Origin of the sequence: Bradyrhizobium sp. DOA1, from assembly GCF_001593325.1 — a bacterium.
In the GTDB taxonomy this organism is placed as follows: domain Bacteria; phylum Pseudomonadota; class Alphaproteobacteria; order Rhizobiales; family Xanthobacteraceae; genus Bradyrhizobium.
The window spans coordinates 6,939,610-6,954,486 of the sequence record NZ_JXJM01000001.1; the positions used below are offsets into that span (position 1 = coordinate 6,939,610).

Genomic DNA, 14,877 nt, shown 5'->3' on the forward strand with positions numbered 1-14,877 from the left:
GTTGAACTCTCAGTCCTGACAAACCGGCGTCAGCGCGGTGCCAGCACCATGACGACCTGACGACCTTCGAACCGTGCGTCCTGCTCGACCTTGGCGAGCTCGGCGACGTCGGTCTTGATCTTGTCCAGAAGCTTGGTGCCGATCTCCTGGTGCGCCATTTCTCGGCCGCGATAGCGCAGCGTGATCTTGACCTTGTCGCCCTCTTCGAAGAACCGCTGCATCGCGCGCATCTTCACGTCGTAATCGTGATCGTCGATCATCGGGCGGAGCTTGATCTCCTTGATCTCGACGGTCTTCTGCCGCTTGCGGGCTTCGGCGGCCTTTTTCTGAGCCGAATATTTATACTTCCCGTAGTCCATGATCTTGCAGACGGGAGGGCTGACATTCGGGGAAATCTCGACCAGATCCATGCCAGCTTCCTGGGCCATCCGGATGGCCAAGACGGTCTCGACCGTGCCCTTATTGTCACCGGTCTGATCGATCAGCTGGATCTGCGCATTGCGAATATCGTCATTGATGCGCGGCCCGTCTTTGCTGGCAGCGGGCGGAGCTTTATTAGGACGGCGAATGGGTGGTTCTCCAAAGTTGTGAAAGAAGCGGCTATCTTGAAGGAAGATGCGTTTGCCGGCAAGCAAGTCGCTCGTGTGAGACGCGAAAAACCCTCAAATGCGAGGCATTTTGGTCACGCCCTTTCCCACGCCGACCGACATAGACACCTTGCCCCTGTTCCGCAAGCGTCCCAAGGGTCAAGGCAGGGTCAATGCCGGGTCGGGCCGCGCGACAAAGTCCGTCCGAACGGCTCAAACCGCACAGCCAGAGTAAACGTTCCATGACTGATGCAATTCCCGATAGCGTGCTCGAGTTCATTACCGTCGGCGAAGGTCCGTCGGCGCGTCGGATCGCGGTGCGCCGGCGTACCGGAAAGGGCCCCGGGCTGGTCTGGCTCGGCGGATTCAAGTCGGACATGCAGGGCGGCAAGGCCGTGGCGCTGGAGGGCTGGGCCAGGGAGCACGGCCGCGCCGTGGTCCGGTTCGACTATTCCGGTCACGGCGAATCCGGCGGCGAATTCGTCGATGGAACCATCGGGCGTTGGCTGGAGGATAGCATGGCGGTGTTCGAGCGCTTCTGCGCCGGCCCGCAGGTGCTGATCGGCTCCTCCATGGGCGGCTGGATGGCGCTGCTGCTCGCGCGCGAGATCAGGAAACGGCAAGAGAAGGAGCAGGCCAGAGGGTCGCTCGCGGGTCTCGTCCTGATCGCGCCGGCGCCCGACTTCACCGAGGAGCTGATGTGGAAGAATTTCCCTTCTTCGGTGAAGAAGGAGATCGAGACCAAAGGTGTCTGGATGCGGCCGTCGGAATATGACGACGGCTCGCCCTATCCGATCACGCGAAACCTGATCGAGGAGGGGCGCAATCATCTCTTGCTCGGCAGCGCCATCGATCTCGGCTGCCCCGTCCGCATCCTGCAAGGCGCGAAGGACCCTGACGTGCCGTGGCAGCACGCTTTCGCCTTGACGCATCGTCTCCCTGCCGACGACGTCGTGCTGACCATGATCCAGGACGGTGATCACCGCTTGTCGCGCCCGCAGGACATCGCGCGCATTCTTGCGGCCGTGGCGGAGATCGGGTGAAGTTGTTTCTACAATGCACGCTGTCATCGTCCGCGAAGGCGGACGATCCAGTACGCCGCGGCGATTGTGACTGAGCCGGGAAGCCTCGGAGTACTGGATGCCCCGGTCAAGCCGGGGCATGACCGAGAACGGGAGAAACGCCAATGACCACCACCGCCATGCTGCGCGCTTTCTGCGACGCGGTCGAACAGCGCAACGGGAAAGCCTTCGCCGAGCTGTTCACCGAGGATGGCGTCTATCACGACGTTTTCTACGGCGCCTTCGTCGGCCGCGCCAAGATCGCCGAGCTGATCGACGACTGGTTCTATCGCACGGCGACCGATTTCCGCTGGGACATGCACGCCCCCGTCACCGACGGCACCACGCTCTATGCGCGCTACACCTTCAGCTATCGCTCGACACTGCCGGAAGCGAACGGCGCGCGGGCGATGTTCGAGGGTGTGGCGATCATGACGCTGAAGGACGGCAGGATCGCGAGCTATCACGAGGTCGCCAACACCGCGCCGGCATTCGTCGACCTGAAATTTGCACCGGAGCGCATCGCGAAGATCGTCGCCAAGCAGGGCGCGGAGCTGAAAGCGCGGCCGGAGATGCAGCGGCATCTGGCGTAGCTCTCTGACGGTTACGGCGGCGGAGGCTTCGCCATCGGCTTGCGCTGTGCCAGTGCGGCGACGGTCGCGGAGCCGATCGGGCCTTCTTCGTCATAGAGCCAGCATTCGCCGATGGCGACGCCATCGGTGGCGTGATGGTTCACCACCTCGAAGCCGATCCAATTCGTCACCGGCAGGCGGTGCAGATAGATGGTGACGTCGCTGTTAATGTAGCCGAGCCCCTTGTCGCCGGCATTCGCGAATGGGCTGGCAAAGTCGGCGCCGGTGGCGACATGGACGAACGGCGTCATAGGCACGCCGGCGACGAGCTCGCGCACTTCGCTCATCCAGAGCCGGCGCGGACCGAGCGAGCCCATATGGCCGACGATGGGACGCGTCGCCCATTTGCCGTTCATGCCGAGCCTGGGATCGGTGGGCTTCGGAATGTCTGATGGCTTCGGCACGTCCCAGTTCGGCGGCGACCAGACATTGCCGTCAGGATTTTGCGTCCGCCGCAGCAGCTGGCACGACGCGCGTGCCATGCTGACACCGCCGGAGACGAACTCCGCCTCCACAACGCGGATGCGCATTCCGTCGCGCACGAGGCGCGTCGTCACTTGAATCGGCTTGTCGATAGTCGGCAGCCGAAACATGTCGACGGTGAGCCGCGCCGGCACGAATTCAGGACCGGAATGGCGTTCCTCGATGGCAAAGCCGAGCAGGCCGATGATGACGCGGCCGTGCAGCGATTTCGGATCCCACGGACCATTGGCCACTTCCGTCGGATGGAATGTATCGCCGTCGCGGGTGAAGAAGGGGATGTTTGTTGTCATGACGCGCGACTTTGCGGGAACGCGCGGGGAAATCAAGTGCGGTAGGGCCATCGCGAGAGTCAGGAGCGCATGCTCTCGCCATTACAACAGGTGTCATCGCCCGGCTTGACCGGGCGATCCAGTACTCCGAGACGGCAAAGGCTTGATCGATAGGCCGCGGCGTACTGGATGCCCCGGTCAAGCCGGGGCATGACACTGAGAGTTAGGAAGCGGCCTGCCACTCCTCACGCACATTATCGTCATGCTCGTTTCCGGTCGCATCAGCCTTCATCGCCGCAAACTCATCCCGCTTCACCAACTGTCCCAGCGCCCACACGGCAGCGCCACGCACCAGAGGACTCGCATCCTCCAGCAATCGCCGCGCCTCTTCCGCCAGCACCGGGTCGCCCGAATTGCCGATCGCAATCAGCACATTCCGTACGAACCGGTCGCGGCCGATGCGCTTGACCGGGGATTTCGTGAACAGCGCACGGAACGCCGCGTCGTCCAGCCGTGCGAGCTCAGCGAGAGAAGGCGCGCGCAATGCGTCGCGTGCGGCGAGTTTCGCTTCGCGTCCCTCCTGCGCGAACTTGTTCCACGGGCATGCGGCGAGGCAATCATCGCAACCATAGATGCGATTGCCCATGGCCTTGCGGAATTCGCGCGGGATCGGTCCCTTGTTCTCGATGGTGAGATAGGAGATGCAGCGCCGCGCATCGAGCTTGTAGGGCGCGGGAAATGCCGCGGTCGGGCAGATGTCGAGACAGGCCCGGCACGAGCCGCAATGGTCGATCTCGGCCTCGTCACGCGGCAGGTCGAGCGTGGTGTAGATCGCGCCTAGGAACAGCCATGAGCCGAACTCGCGCGAGACGAGATTGGTGTGCTTGCCCTGCCAGCCGAGGCCTGCGGTCTGCGCCAAGGGTTTCTCCATCACCGCCGCGGTGTCGACGAACACCTTCACCTCCGATGGCGCGGTTGCGACCAGCCAGCGCGCGAGCGCCTTCAGCCGCTTCTTGATGAGATCGTGATAATCATCGCCCTGTGCATAGACCGAGATCGCCGCGTGTGTGCGCTGCTCCAGGATCGCGAGCGGATCCTGGTCGGGGCCGTAATTGACGCCGAGCATGATCACAGAGCGCACGTCTTGCCACAGCCCGCGCGGATCGACGCGGCGCTCCGGCTGCGCCGCGAGCCAATCCATGTCGCCATGGCCACCCGAGGCGATGAATTCGAGGAAGTATTTTCCCGCGTTCTCGATCGTGCCAGGTGCGGTGATGCCGATGCAGTCGAAGCCGAGCGCGCGCGCTTCGCGTGCAAGCGCGGTACGAAGCTCATCAATGTCGATGCTGGGTTTAATCACCGATGCACCCACACGCGTCATGGCCGGGCTTGTCCCGGCCATCCACGTTCTTGTGTAGTCCTCATCGAGACAGGAAGTGCGTGGATGCCCGGGACAAGCCCGGGCATGACGCGCACCATCAGAAATCCAGGTCCACGTAGGTCCGCGATGCCGGCACGCCGGCCAGCCATTCGCTCAAGAGCGGACGGAACGACGGGCGGGATTTCACCCGCGCGTACCACGCCTTTGCTGCGTCGTCCTCGCTCCATGGCACGTCGCCCAGATAGTCGATCGCCGAGAGATGCGCCGCGGCGGCGAGATCCGCGTAGGTGAGCCGGTCGCCGGCGAGGAAGTTACGCGTCTGCGCCAGCCAGCCGATATAGGCCAGATGATAGCGCACGTTCGCCTTGGCGGCGCGCATCACGTCGGCCGAAGGCGGGCCGCCGCCGTCCTCCTCGTTCATGAACCGCTTGTAGATGCGCTCGGTGACGAGAGGATGCGAGACCTCCTCGAAGAACTTTTCGTTGAACCAGGCCATCAGCCGGCGCACCTCGACGCGCTCGGCAATCGTCTCCGGCATCAGGCGCTTTGGGCCCATCTCGGCACCGTAGGCCTCGTCGACATATTCGGCGATGATCGCCGCGCCCGGAATCGGCGGCTGCTCGTCGTCCACCATCACGGGCGTCGTGCCGGCCGCATTGAGCAGCAGAAACGCCTCGCGCCGCTCCCAGCTGCGCTCCTCGACCAGCTTCAGGTCGAGCCCGTATTCACCCACGATCAGGCGGATGAAGCGCGAATGCGGACAGAACGGATGATGAAACAGCGTAAACATGAAGCCTTTGACTATTTGATGGTGCTTAAGAATCCATCAATGTTTGTGCGGCGCCACACTAGTCCTTCAAAACCGCGAAGCAAGGCCGTGATTTGGCATTTTGCGATTGCGGCATGGGGACGAATAGGCGAGAAGGGCCCCGCTTTTCCAGCCGAAATGGACCGTAAATATGTCAGATGCAATACGGGCAGTGATCCTCGGCATCATCGAGGGCGTGACCGAGTTCCTTCCCGTGTCCTCGACCGGTCACCTGCTGCTTGCTGAGCGCTTCTTTCACCTCGGCGAAGGTGCCTTCTGGGATTCGTTTACGGTTCTGATCCAGCTCGGCGCGATCCTCGCGATCGTGGGGCTGTATTTCAGGAAGCTGTGGGACGTGGTCATCGGCTTCTTCAGCGGCGATGCCGATGCTCGCCGCTTCGTGATCGGCGTGCTGGTCGCATTCCTGCCGGCTGTCATCGTCGGCCTCGCCGCCGGCAAATACATCAAGCTCCTGCTGTTCAATCCGTGGGTCATCTGCTTCACGCTGATCGTCGGTGGCGCCATCCTGCTCTGGGTCGACAAGCTCGAGCTCAAGCCGCGCGAGCATGATGCCACGAAGTTTCCGCTGCTGATGTATCTCTATATCGGCATCGCGCAGTGCGTGGCGATGATCCCGGGCGTGTCGCGTTCCGGCGCCAGCATCGTGGCCGCAATGCTCCTCGGCGCTGACAAGCGCGCGGCGGCGGAGTTTTCCTTCTTCCTCGCCATCCCCACCATGATCGGCGCGTTCGCCTACGATTTCTACAAGAGCCGCGCCGAGATGACGATGGATAACATGAACATCGTCGCGATCGGCTTCGTGGTGTCATTCATCACCGCGATCATCGTGGTGAAGACGTTTTTGACCTATGTCACCCGGCACGGTTTCCTGCTGTTCGCCTGGTGGCGCGTCATCGTCGGCACGCTCGGCCTGATCGCGCTGGCGCTCGGGCATTAACCTCTCGGGCTACACTTCCACCTCGCCTTCAACGCAAAATAAGCTTTTGATCGGTAGTCAGTTTCCAACGCCGGGCGCGCGCCCGGCACAGGAGCTGAGCCATGACCCTCGTCAGCGGCTGGGGGCGCTTCCCGGTCGTCGATAGCGACGTGCTGCGTCCGCGCTCGTTCGCGGCGGTCGGCGAGGCCGTCGCGGCCGGCACGGTCGCGCGCGGCAACGGCCGCGCCTATGGCGATGCCGCGATCGGAACCGTCCGGACCGTCGCGATGACCGGCTTCGACCGGATCAGGTCGTTCGATCCGGCGACCGGCCGTATCCGCCTCGAAGCCGGCATGCTGCTCGCGGATCTGATCGAGACATTCGGTGCGCGCGGCTTCCTGCCCTTCGTCGTGCCCGGCACGCGCTTCGTGTCGATCGGCGGCGCCATCGCGGCCGACGTGCACGGCAAGAATCATCATTGCGAGGGCGGGTTCGGCCGCTATGTCGACGGCATCCTGCTGCGCACCGGCCAGGGCGAGGTGATCGAAGCCTCGCGCGAGCAGAATTCCGATGCGTTCTTCGCGACGATCGGCGGCATGGGCCTGACCGGCATCATCCTGGAAGCGACGATGCGGCTGCGCCCGGTCGAAACGGGATGGATTCGCGAGCGGGTGATCTGTGCATCCGATCTCGACGCGGCGATGCGCGCGCTCGATGCGGGTGATAGCGCGACCTATTCGGTGGCGTGGATCGATTGCGTGGCGCGCGGCAAGGATCTCGGCCGCTCGCTGATCTATCTCGGTGAGCATGCCGGCAAGGACGAGCTCACGGAGGGTGCCGCCGCATTTCCTGTCGGCAAGGATCCCGGCCTCGGAGTCCCCGTCGATCTGCCCGCGCTGACGCTGAACCGACACAGCATCCGCGCCTTCAACGAGATGTACTACCGCATGGGCGCACGCCGCGCCGGCGGCAGCCGCCTGGTCTCGCTCTATCCCTATTTCTTTCCGCTCGACAGCATTGCCGACTGGAATCGCATCTATGGCAGGCGCGGTTTCCTCCAACATCAATGCGTGATCCCGGAAGCCAGCGCGCGCGATGTGCTCGGCGACATCCTCGAGCGCGTCGCACGGCGCGGCGATGCCTCTTTTCTCGCAGTGTTGAAGAAGCTCGGCCAGGGCGACGGCATCCTGTCGTTCCCGCTGCCCGGCTACACGCTGGCGCTGGATTTCCCCGTGAGGGGCGACATCCTGAATTTCCTCGACGAGATCGATCGTCTCGTCGTCGCCGCCGGCGGGCGGCTCTATCTTGCCAAGGATGCGCGCCAGTCGCGCGCGACCTTCGCAGCCGGCTACCCCGCCTTGCAACGCTTCAACGCGATCCGCAAATCGCTCGATCCTGCCGGCAACATCCGCTCGAAATTGTCACAACGTCTGTTCGATGAGGTCTAGGCCGTGACGTCACGCAAATCCGCGATCGTGCTGGGTGGCTCTTCCGACATCGGCCGCGCCACCGCGCGCGCCTTCGCCAAGGCGGGATACGATGTCGCGCTGGCGGGCCGCGACGTTGTCGCGCTGGAGCCTGATGCTGCCGATCTGCGCGCGCGCTACAATGTCGAGGTGGGTCTGCACAAATTCGATGTGCTCGACACCGCCTCGTTCGATGGCTTCGTCGCCGGCCTCCCGGCGCTGCCTGACGTCGTCGTCTCGATCGTCGGTCTTTTGGGCGTGCAGCAAAATGCCGAGAGCGATCTCGCCCATGCCGCCACGATCATGCGCTCCAACTACGAGGGCCCGTCGCTGATCCTCGGTCTGTTCGCCAAGAAGTTTCTGGCCCGCGGCAGCGGCACGCTGGTCGGCGTGTCCTCCGTCGCCGGCGATCGCGGCCGCGCCTCGAACTATGTCTATGGTTCGGCGAAAGCCGGCTTCTCCGCCTTCCTGTCGGGCTTGCGTGCTCGCGCCAGCAGCAGTGGCGTCCACGTCGTCACCGTCAAGCCGGGCTTCGTGCGTACCAAGATGACGGAAGGCATGAAGCTGATCGGCCCGCTCACGGTGGAGGCGCCTGTGGTCGGCGATGCGATCCTTGCTGCGGTCGAGAAGAAGACCGACGTCGTCTATGTCAGCGGCAAATGGCGCCTCGTGATGCTGATCATCAAGACGCTGCCGGAAGCGGTGTTCAAGAAGCTGAAGTTTTGAGGTGTAGCCGCATAGCCGGTGCGCTCCCTCGCCCGCTTGCGGGAGAGGGTGGGGGAGAGGGTATCTCCGCAGAGAGACTCCCGACGAGGAGAAAGCCCTCACCCGCCGCTACGCGGCGACCTCTCCCACGAGCGGGAGAGGTGAGACCAACTCACACGCTCATGCGCTGGAACTGGCCCTGCGGGCGGAAGCGCCAGAGATATTGCGGAGCGACGGCTTCCAGCGAGTCCGGCGTGATGCCGAGCCCCTCCAGCGTCAGGCTTGCGGCCTTGGCCGCATCCGACACGACATTGTCGCGCTCGAGCATCGTGACCTGGTCCGCCGTCAGCTTGAACGCGCCCGGCGCGAATTGCAGGACAGCGGCCTGGAAGCGGGCGAGGCCGAACGACAGCGGGACCAGCATCCGCTCGCGGTCGGTGATCTCCAAGATGGTCTCGATGATCTCGCGCAAGGTCAGCACTTCCGGCCCGCCAAGCTCGTAGGTTGCGCCCGGGACGGCCTTGCCGTCGACGGCCTCGGCAATCGCAGTGGCGACGTCGCCGACGTAGACCGGCTGCATCCTGGTATCGCCGCCGATCAGCGGCAGCACCGGTGACATCCGGGCCAGCGCGGCAAAGCGGTTGGTGAACTGGTCCTCGGGGCCGAACATCACGGATGGGCGGAAGATCGTCGCCGAGGGCACCGCGGCCTTCACCGCGGCCTCGCCGGCCGCCTTGGCCTTGGCGTAGCTTGAGGGCGATCCGGCGTCGGCGCCGATGGCGGAGACATGGATCAGCTCGGCGCCGGCCGCGGCCGCCGCCTTGGCGACGGTCTCGGCCCCCCGGGCCTGGATGGCGTCGAAGGTCTGCGCACCGCTTTCGGTCAGGACCCCCACGAGGTTGATGACGACATGCGAATCACGCAGCGCCGCCGCGACCGAGGCCGGATAGCGCAAATTGGCCTGCACCGTGTGGACCTGCCCGACCTTGCCGGACGGCTGGAGGTATCCGGCCAGTTCCGGCCGCCGCACCGCGACCCGGATCCGGTAATCGCGCTTGCACAGGGCGCGGACGACATTGCGGCCCAAAAACCCCGATCCGCCGAAAACCGTGACGAGCGTGTCCAGATTCGATGCCATGGGTCGGTTCCTGCAGGGTGGGTCGCGTATCGTCAGGCTTGTATCGGGCCGGTTTGCGATGCGCAATCGGCATCCCGAAACCGGCTTCAAGCATGAATTGACAACGGCGTCACCGAACCGTAGTAACCGCCTCCGTGCCCCAAACGGCATGCCCAGGTGGTGGAATTGGTAGACGCGCTGGCTTCAGGTGCCAGTGGCTTAACGGCCGTGAAGGTTCGAGTCCTTTCCTGGGCACCATGCCTTTCTGGATCGCAAACAAATCCAGATAGATAAGCCCTTTCAGAGTGTTGCGTTGGCCCCGACTGTGTAACAATGGGGTGTAACATTGCTGTTCAGGGTTGTTCGGCCGATGCGCCGGGACGGATCTCGCTTTCCTCTTTTCGTGCAGCGCATTCCGGCTGATGTCCGGCCCAAGGCGGTCGGCATCGAACTGTCGATTCCGCTCGGTGATGGCTTCGTCTTCGTGACGCTTAGCGAGGGTGCTCAGGCCGTCCGGTTCTCCCTTCGCACCACGGAACCTAGCGAGGTCAAGACGCGTCAGGCGCTCGCTGCGGCCTATCTGGAAGCCGTCTGGGCGGCACTCCGAAACGACGCTCCCGTGCATCTGACCCACCGGCAGGCGACCGCCTTGGCAGGCGAGCTCTATCGCGTCTGGGCCGACAGCGAGAACCGCGCCCGGAGTTTGGCCATGGTCTACACGCCCGGAATTGGCTGGGCGCCCGACACGGAGAGCCATGAGGAGCATGAGGCCCACTGGGTAGCCGTAACTGAGATGTGGGAGAGGGTCGGCCGAGACGGTGACGCCAAGAAACTGGAGAAGGCGCTCGGGCCCAACGTGGACCGCCTCTTGCTGACCAAAGGCATCCGCCGCGTAGACAGCGAATCGCGCGCGCTCTTACTGACCGCCTTTTGGATGGCGCTGCGTGACGCTTTCGCGAGCCGCCAACGGAATGCAGGGGGAGACTATTCGCCCGACCACAAGGCCGCCCGTTTTCCCGAGTGGCAGGCCTCGGCAGATGCGGCGAAGGAAAAGCCAAAGCGGGGGGCCTCCAAGAATTCCCTCACTGGCCTCGTGGAGGATTGGTGGAAGGAAGCCAAGCGAGCCGGCCGCAAGCAGAGCACCTATGAGAGCTATCGCAATTCGATGGCGCGTCTAGTGACATTCCTAAAGCACGACATCGCGAGCCGGGTCACGCCGGAGGACATCGTTCGCTTCAAAGACTATCGCGTTCAAGGCGGCGTGAGCCCGAAAACGGTGAAGGACAGCGACCTTGCGGGGATGAAGACGGTGTTCGGTTGGGCTGTAGTCAATCGGCGGCTATCCAGCAATCCGGCCGAAGGGATCACCATCAAGGTCGGCAAGCCGCGCAAGCTCCGGTCTAAGGGGTTCTATGATTCGGAGGCCATCGCGATCCTGAAGCATGCCCGTGAATTCGTGCCGGGCCGGGAAGCTCCGAAGCTGGCGGCGGCCAAGCGGTGGGTGCCGTGGCTGTGCGCCTTCACGGGCGCCCGCGTTGGCGAGATGATCCAGATTCGCAAAGAGGACTTGCGGCGCGAAGGCAAGCTTTGGGTGCTGCATGTGACGCCGGAGGCGGGACCGGTGAAGACGGACGAAGCGCGGGATGTTGTGCTCCATCGGCAAGTCATCGAGGAGGGCTTCATCGCGTTCTTTGAAAAGTCGAAGGGCGGCTATCTGTTCATTGACCCCAAGGCCGGTGAGCTAGGCGTGCGCAATGCAGTGAAGACGGCGCGCAACAAGGTCAATGCGTTCGTGCGTGAGGTCGTGAAGGATAAGAACGTTGATCCAAGCCATGGCTGGCGGCATCGCTTCAAGACTGTCGGTATTGATCAGGGCGTTGAGATGCGCGTGCTGGATGCCATTCAGGGGCACGCGCCGCGCAACGTCTCGGAGGGCTATGGAGACGTGACGATCAAAGCGAAGGCCAATGCGATCGCAAAGTTTCCGACGGTCCACGTCGCATCAGCTGCCAGCAACTGACAAATCTCATTTGCAACAAGGTTCGCCTAAGGAAACCTGAAAAGCGACATATCCTTCTCGAAACGAAGGTCTGCTGTCACGGAGGAGCACAGCAGTAATTTCTAAGGTCCATGTAGTGGCAGAGTATCCTCGGGAGGCCTCTAGTTTCAACTTCATGCCTGTACTGTAACCCCTTCGCTGCTGAGCTGCCGCTGTGCGCCTTCGGGAATTCTAGTTCGGGGAAGGTACCCGAGGTCGTTGCCTAGAGCTGATCGCCAGTCATCAATCGCGCGGTTCCGCTTTATCGCGACAAGGGGCCGTGCCGCGATGAAGCTAGTCTCGTTCCGCACACCAATGCCTGAGACCATTCCCTTCATGAGATGCACGGTCGGGGTAGCCGAGTCGCGCAGAATAATGGAAAGGATTTCGTAGTTAGCATTTTTCTGTTCTAGCAGGAAGTAGATGTACTCGCGAACAGGATACCCGTATCCTTCATATTCATAAGCCGAGATGTGGCCACCTGCATCTCTGTGCGGGTTGATGAACTTCGCGTGCAAGCCGTCGCCGGTAATTCGGTCGAGCGTTAGAAGCGATCCTATTACCAGTTCTGGATCGTGCACGTAGTAGAGGACGTACTGGCCGCGATATTTGTCAAACGTCGCCTGCCAGCGCTGCGTATTTTCACGTAGAGTGCGAAAAGCCAGGAGCGGCAGATCGGAGGACGCGCTAGCTCCGGCTATTCCTGCACAGAATTGCTCGTGGTCCCCCTCAAGATCAGCAGCCGGAACTCTAAAGAACAGCGCGAGTTTGGTCAGCTGCGTAGTGTTCGGCTTACGTTTGCCGGACATGAGTTTGGTAACGACCGTTCGATCCCAACCCAACTCCGTCGCCAAAGATCCATGCTTTAGACGGTAGAGTGCCGCGAGATAACGAATATTCTTACAGAAGTTGCTCAGATCAGCATTCTCTTCAGACGCCATCTCCTGAATCCCCTTGCGACCAGCCCTGCCACCACATGGCACAATTTGCCACATCCTGCGTTGCGGCGCCCCAAATAGCTTCACTGCCGGGTGGATTAGCAAGGAGAAAAGGTCATGATACCAAAGACGTTTTTTACGGCGACAGCGGTGAGCCTTTCGTTTGGCATGGCGCAGGCTCATGCCGCCGCTCATCAATGCCAGGAGGCTCGAACGAAGGGCGAAGCTGCCGTCGCCAGCTACTATAACCCGCGTGTCGGTCAGCTCGATGAAATGGCGACCAAGGGTGTTAAGTTGACCGATGTCAAGGTGAAGGTGCCTCACATCGACGGCCAGGAGCAGTGGATGACGTTGGCTGAACTGAAGGACCGTCTGTCCGCCGAAAAGGTCCGGGCGGCTACTGAAGTGACTCGGGCAATCAATGATTGCGAGCGTGGCTTTAAGCCCTATCAGGACGTCATGAACAATTTTGTGCTCGTCGCCACGGGTGGCCTTTCGAAGTTGTTGCCCGAACGCGCCACTCGGATCGATGTCTCTGACATCCTCGCCGGGTATCCGCTTGGCGGCCCGGACGCCTTCGTCCCCAAGCTGCGTGAGCAGATCCTTGGCGGCGACCGCGGTACGGTCGCGAATATCGTGCGCGATCCGTGGAAGTGCATCACGTTCCAGCGCAAGTGCTAGGCGCATCACGACCGCGAATTACAAGGGTGGCTGGATGAAGCCGCCCTTGTAAGCCGAACGCTTCGGATCACCCCAAATGGGGCATGGCATTTGCGCCAGGTGACGCTGGCAAAACTTGCTTGCGCCGTTGCCCGTCGTCATTGGAAGCGGCATCGTCGCGTTAAATAGAGATGGTTCGATCTGTCCTGATAAGCCGAATGCGTCGGGTCCCTAGCGCGTGTTGGCGTATTCGGCGGCCATCGCCTTGCAGGCAGCCATCTTTGAGCATGCCAACACGGCGCCGTCCCGCAAGGCGTCCTCATACGAATCGCCTTTGTGATTCGCGTGGAGATAGGCGCCGAGCAGGGCCGCAGCGACCAAGACCACGACGTAACGAGCCCGCTCCAATATCATCCGCGCTTTGGGGTTCTTTTCAATGCGAGTGACCGTCGCCAAGAATACGGCCGGTGTGCTCACGAGAAGGATGGCAACCCGAATGCCGCCAGACTCGATATCCAGCCGCTTGAGAACCTCGTGTTCGAGCCAAAGGCAGAGCGCGATGAAGCCCCAAATGGTGGCCCAGTAGCTGGCCACATCGAAGAGAACCTTGATAGGCTCGTCCTCACGCAGCTTTGGGGCGGTGCTTTCGTTGCTGGTCATCCTGCATTCCTCATTAGCAGCCGGACTCAATTGTAGACGATAGTCATCATGCCTCAACGGAAAAATGGGACTCATAGTCCGTAGACCTAAAGTCATCATGGCGGCCTGCTCCCGGGGATGGATGACGAGGCTGGGATCGTTGATGTGGTGGCGGAGGCCGTGCGGAAGGCCCGCAAGGATCTCGGACTGTCCCAAGAGGATTTGGCCTTAGAGGCGGGACTTGATCGGACCTACGTCAGTCAGGTGGAGCGGGGCACCCGTAACTGCACCATCATCGTCCTGGCCCGCTTGGCCCGGGCCTTGAAGACCACCCCTGATCGCTTGCTGGTCCCCCAGAAGAGGCCCCGGAGTCAGTCCTGAATCTCGTCCGGTGTCAGGCAGATCATTTTCAGCACGGGCCGCCGCCTAGCGCGTCGAGTGGGGCGGGGGCATAGCTATCCTTATCAATTCGAGCTGGAGCATCCTGCGGAGCCAAAGAACGGTAGGAGGTCGCCATAGCCCCAAATCAAAGTGCCTGCCGCGCCAAGAAGCGGAAGCAGAAAGGCAGGATTGTAGAACCAAATCCGTTGGATTCGACCACCGCTCAGCATGGCGCTCTTGGGGTCGTGCCACTCCAAAACAGCATAGAGCGCAGCAGCCGCGAGAACTACAATGGCCCCGCCTCGCTGGAAGTTTACCCCACAGTGCGTGGTGGAAGCCCAATACCAGTGCCCGGCTAGAGAGACGACGCTGAGCCAAAATGCAACGCGGGGAGCGAAATATTCCATCGCTTTACGTTTCATGTAAGGGGCCGTGCTGGGATCACGCCACTCGCGTACGGCAAGCCAAGCCTGCTGAAAATCAAAATCTCCATGAAAGGGAAGTTTGGGGTGATTCTGCTGCATTCTTCGTTCTCGCGCAATCGGCCATGTACACACCAATATAACCGTCCTCCGTCGCGATCACACTGCGGGCAACAGAGAGCATTGGCCGAGTCAGGCCACTGCCGGTGGCGGACCTAGAGCGACGTTCCTTTAGCCGCTGATAAAGGGAGCCCAATCGGCAACTTAGAGACTCTCCTCTCAGACGGCGGTGATCACTCATCGGAACCGGACGTCCTGGGTTGACCCATGGTGACTTCGCTAAGGACGGGCTC

General features: G+C 62.1%; 16 protein-coding genes and 1 tRNA gene. 9 read left to right on the forward strand and 8 right to left on the reverse strand.

Annotated elements, in window-relative coordinates:
• Positions 1-29: 29 nt before the first annotated feature.
• Entirely contained in the window at positions 30-569 is a 540-nt protein-coding gene (gene infC, locus SE91_RS32160) for a translation initiation factor IF-3 (RefSeq protein ID WP_080648110.1), read from the reverse strand.
• Positions 570-829: 260 nt separating this feature from the next.
• Here infC and SE91_RS32165 point away from each other — a divergent pair, with 260 nt between their 5' ends.
• Positions 830-1,630 (forward strand): alpha/beta hydrolase, encoded by an 801-nt coding sequence (locus tag SE91_RS32165; protein ID WP_061850518.1) that lies wholly within the window; start codon positions 830-832, stop codon positions 1,628-1,630.
• A gap of 143 nt (positions 1,631-1,773) precedes the next feature.
• On the forward strand, positions 1,774-2,241 hold the full coding sequence (locus tag SE91_RS32170) for a nuclear transport factor 2 family protein (protein WP_061850519.1): 468 nt from the start codon (positions 1,774-1,776) through the stop codon (positions 2,239-2,241).
• An 11-nt stretch (positions 2,242-2,252) separates the two neighbouring features.
• On the opposite strand, the gene SE91_RS32175 is transcribed toward SE91_RS32170, so the two are convergent.
• The 3 genes from SE91_RS32175 to SE91_RS32185 all read right to left on the reverse strand — a co-directional run bounded on the left by SE91_RS32175 (position 2,253) and on the right by SE91_RS32185 (position 5,203).
• A complete protein-coding gene (locus SE91_RS32175; RefSeq protein WP_061850520.1) occupies positions 2,253-3,053 on the reverse strand; it encodes an acyl-CoA thioesterase domain-containing protein in 801 nt (266 codons plus the stop codon).
• 202 nt (positions 3,054-3,255) lie between these two features.
• Positions 3,256-4,413 (reverse strand): tRNA epoxyqueuosine(34) reductase QueG, encoded by a 1,158-nt coding sequence (queG, locus tag SE91_RS32180; RefSeq protein WP_245318574.1) that lies wholly within the window; start codon positions 4,411-4,413, stop codon positions 3,256-3,258.
• 97 nt (positions 4,414-4,510) lie between these two features.
• Positions 4,511-5,203 (reverse strand): glutathione S-transferase family protein, encoded by a 693-nt coding sequence (locus SE91_RS32185; RefSeq protein WP_008539907.1) that lies wholly within the window; start codon positions 5,201-5,203, stop codon positions 4,511-4,513.
• Positions 5,204-5,372: 169 nt separating this feature from the next.
• Here SE91_RS32185 and SE91_RS32190 point away from each other — a divergent pair, with 169 nt between their 5' ends.
• The 3 genes from SE91_RS32190 (at position 5,373) to SE91_RS32200 (ending at position 8,350) form a co-directional block, all read left to right on the forward strand.
• Positions 5,373-6,179, forward strand: coding sequence for an undecaprenyl-diphosphate phosphatase (locus tag SE91_RS32190; RefSeq protein ID WP_060734375.1), 807 nt, complete (start codon positions 5,373-5,375; stop codon positions 6,177-6,179).
• Between the two features lie 101 nt (positions 6,180-6,280).
• Entirely contained in the window at positions 6,281-7,606 is a 1,326-nt protein-coding gene (locus SE91_RS32195) for an FAD-binding oxidoreductase (protein WP_061850522.1), read from the forward strand.
• A 3-nt stretch (positions 7,607-7,609) separates the two neighbouring features.
• Positions 7,610-8,350 (forward strand): SDR family oxidoreductase, encoded by a 741-nt coding sequence (locus SE91_RS32200; protein ID WP_061850523.1) that lies wholly within the window; start codon positions 7,610-7,612, stop codon positions 8,348-8,350.
• 151 nt (positions 8,351-8,501) lie between these two features.
• Here SE91_RS32200 and SE91_RS32205 read toward each other — a convergent pair whose 3' ends face one another.
• The gene (locus SE91_RS32205) at positions 8,502-9,467 is read right to left on the reverse strand and encodes a complex I NDUFA9 subunit family protein (RefSeq protein WP_061850524.1); all 966 of its coding nucleotides are present in this window, start codon (positions 9,465-9,467) and stop codon (positions 8,502-8,504) included.
• A gap of 150 nt (positions 9,468-9,617) precedes the next feature.
• On the opposite strand from SE91_RS32205, the gene SE91_RS32210 reads away from it, so the two are divergent.
• Positions 9,618-9,704, forward strand: a tRNA-Leu gene (locus tag SE91_RS32210).
• A gap of 88 nt (positions 9,705-9,792) precedes the next feature.
• The gene (locus SE91_RS32215; RefSeq protein ID WP_245318575.1) at positions 9,793-11,466 is read left to right on the forward strand and encodes a site-specific integrase; all 1,674 of its coding nucleotides are present in this window, start codon (positions 9,793-9,795) and stop codon (positions 11,464-11,466) included.
• Between the two features lie 152 nt (positions 11,467-11,618).
• On the opposite strand, the gene SE91_RS37305 is transcribed toward SE91_RS32215, so the two are convergent.
• On the reverse strand, positions 11,619-12,425 hold the full coding sequence (locus SE91_RS37305) for a helix-turn-helix domain-containing protein (RefSeq protein WP_061850526.1): 807 nt from the start codon (positions 12,423-12,425) through the stop codon (positions 11,619-11,621).
• 114 nt (positions 12,426-12,539) lie between these two features.
• Here SE91_RS37305 and SE91_RS37310 point away from each other — a divergent pair, with 114 nt between their 5' ends.
• The gene (locus tag SE91_RS37310) at positions 12,540-13,103 is read left to right on the forward strand and encodes a hypothetical protein (protein WP_061850527.1); all 564 of its coding nucleotides are present in this window, start codon (positions 12,540-12,542) and stop codon (positions 13,101-13,103) included.
• 210 nt (positions 13,104-13,313) lie between these two features.
• On the opposite strand, the gene SE91_RS32230 is transcribed toward SE91_RS37310, so the two are convergent.
• Positions 13,314-13,742, reverse strand: coding sequence for a hypothetical protein (locus SE91_RS32230; RefSeq protein ID WP_061850528.1), 429 nt, complete (start codon positions 13,740-13,742; stop codon positions 13,314-13,316).
• Between the two features lie 117 nt (positions 13,743-13,859).
• Here SE91_RS32230 and SE91_RS32235 point away from each other — a divergent pair, with 117 nt between their 5' ends.
• Positions 13,860-14,102: a helix-turn-helix domain-containing protein gene (locus tag SE91_RS32235; protein WP_061850529.1), complete on the forward strand. Its 243-nt coding sequence runs from the start codon at positions 13,860-13,862 to the stop codon at positions 14,100-14,102.
• Positions 14,103-14,185: 83 nt separating this feature from the next.
• On the opposite strand, the gene SE91_RS32240 is transcribed toward SE91_RS32235, so the two are convergent.
• Positions 14,186-14,626 (reverse strand): hypothetical protein, encoded by a 441-nt coding sequence (locus tag SE91_RS32240; protein WP_061850530.1) that lies wholly within the window; start codon positions 14,624-14,626, stop codon positions 14,186-14,188.
• Positions 14,627-14,877: the final 251 nt, after the last annotated feature.

Coding starts and splice junctions, on each gene's coding strand:
- SE91_RS32165 (WP_061850518.1), top strand. CDS start 830: ATGACTGATGCAATTCCCGATAGCGTGCTCGAGTTCATTACCGTCGGC.
- SE91_RS32170 (WP_061850519.1), top strand. CDS start 1,774: ATGACCACCACCGCCATGCTGCGCGCTTTCTGCGACGCGGTCGAACAG.
- SE91_RS32175 (WP_061850520.1), bottom strand. CDS start 3,053: ATGACAACAAACATCCCCTTCTTCACCCGCGACGGCGATACATTCCAT.
- queG (WP_245318574.1), bottom strand. CDS start 4,413: ATGACGCGTGTGGGTGCATCGGTGATTAAACCCAGCATCGACATTGAT.
- SE91_RS32185 (WP_008539907.1), bottom strand. CDS start 5,203: ATGTTTACGCTGTTTCATCATCCGTTCTGTCCGCATTCGCGCTTCATC.
- SE91_RS32190 (WP_060734375.1), top strand. CDS start 5,373: ATGTCAGATGCAATACGGGCAGTGATCCTCGGCATCATCGAGGGCGTG.
- SE91_RS32195 (WP_061850522.1), top strand. CDS start 6,281: ATGACCCTCGTCAGCGGCTGGGGGCGCTTCCCGGTCGTCGATAGCGAC.
- SE91_RS32205 (WP_061850524.1), bottom strand. CDS start 9,467: ATGGCATCGAATCTGGACACGCTCGTCACGGTTTTCGGCGGATCGGGG.
- SE91_RS37305 (WP_061850526.1), bottom strand. CDS start 12,425: ATGGCGTCTGAAGAGAATGCTGATCTGAGCAACTTCTGTAAGAATATT.
- SE91_RS37310 (WP_061850527.1), top strand. CDS start 12,540: ATGATACCAAAGACGTTTTTTACGGCGACAGCGGTGAGCCTTTCGTTT.
- SE91_RS32230 (WP_061850528.1), bottom strand. CDS start 13,742: ATGACCAGCAACGAAAGCACCGCCCCAAAGCTGCGTGAGGACGAGCCT.
- SE91_RS32235 (WP_061850529.1), top strand. CDS start 13,860: ATGGATGACGAGGCTGGGATCGTTGATGTGGTGGCGGAGGCCGTGCGG.
- SE91_RS32240 (WP_061850530.1), bottom strand. CDS start 14,626: ATGCAGCAGAATCACCCCAAACTTCCCTTTCATGGAGATTTTGATTTT.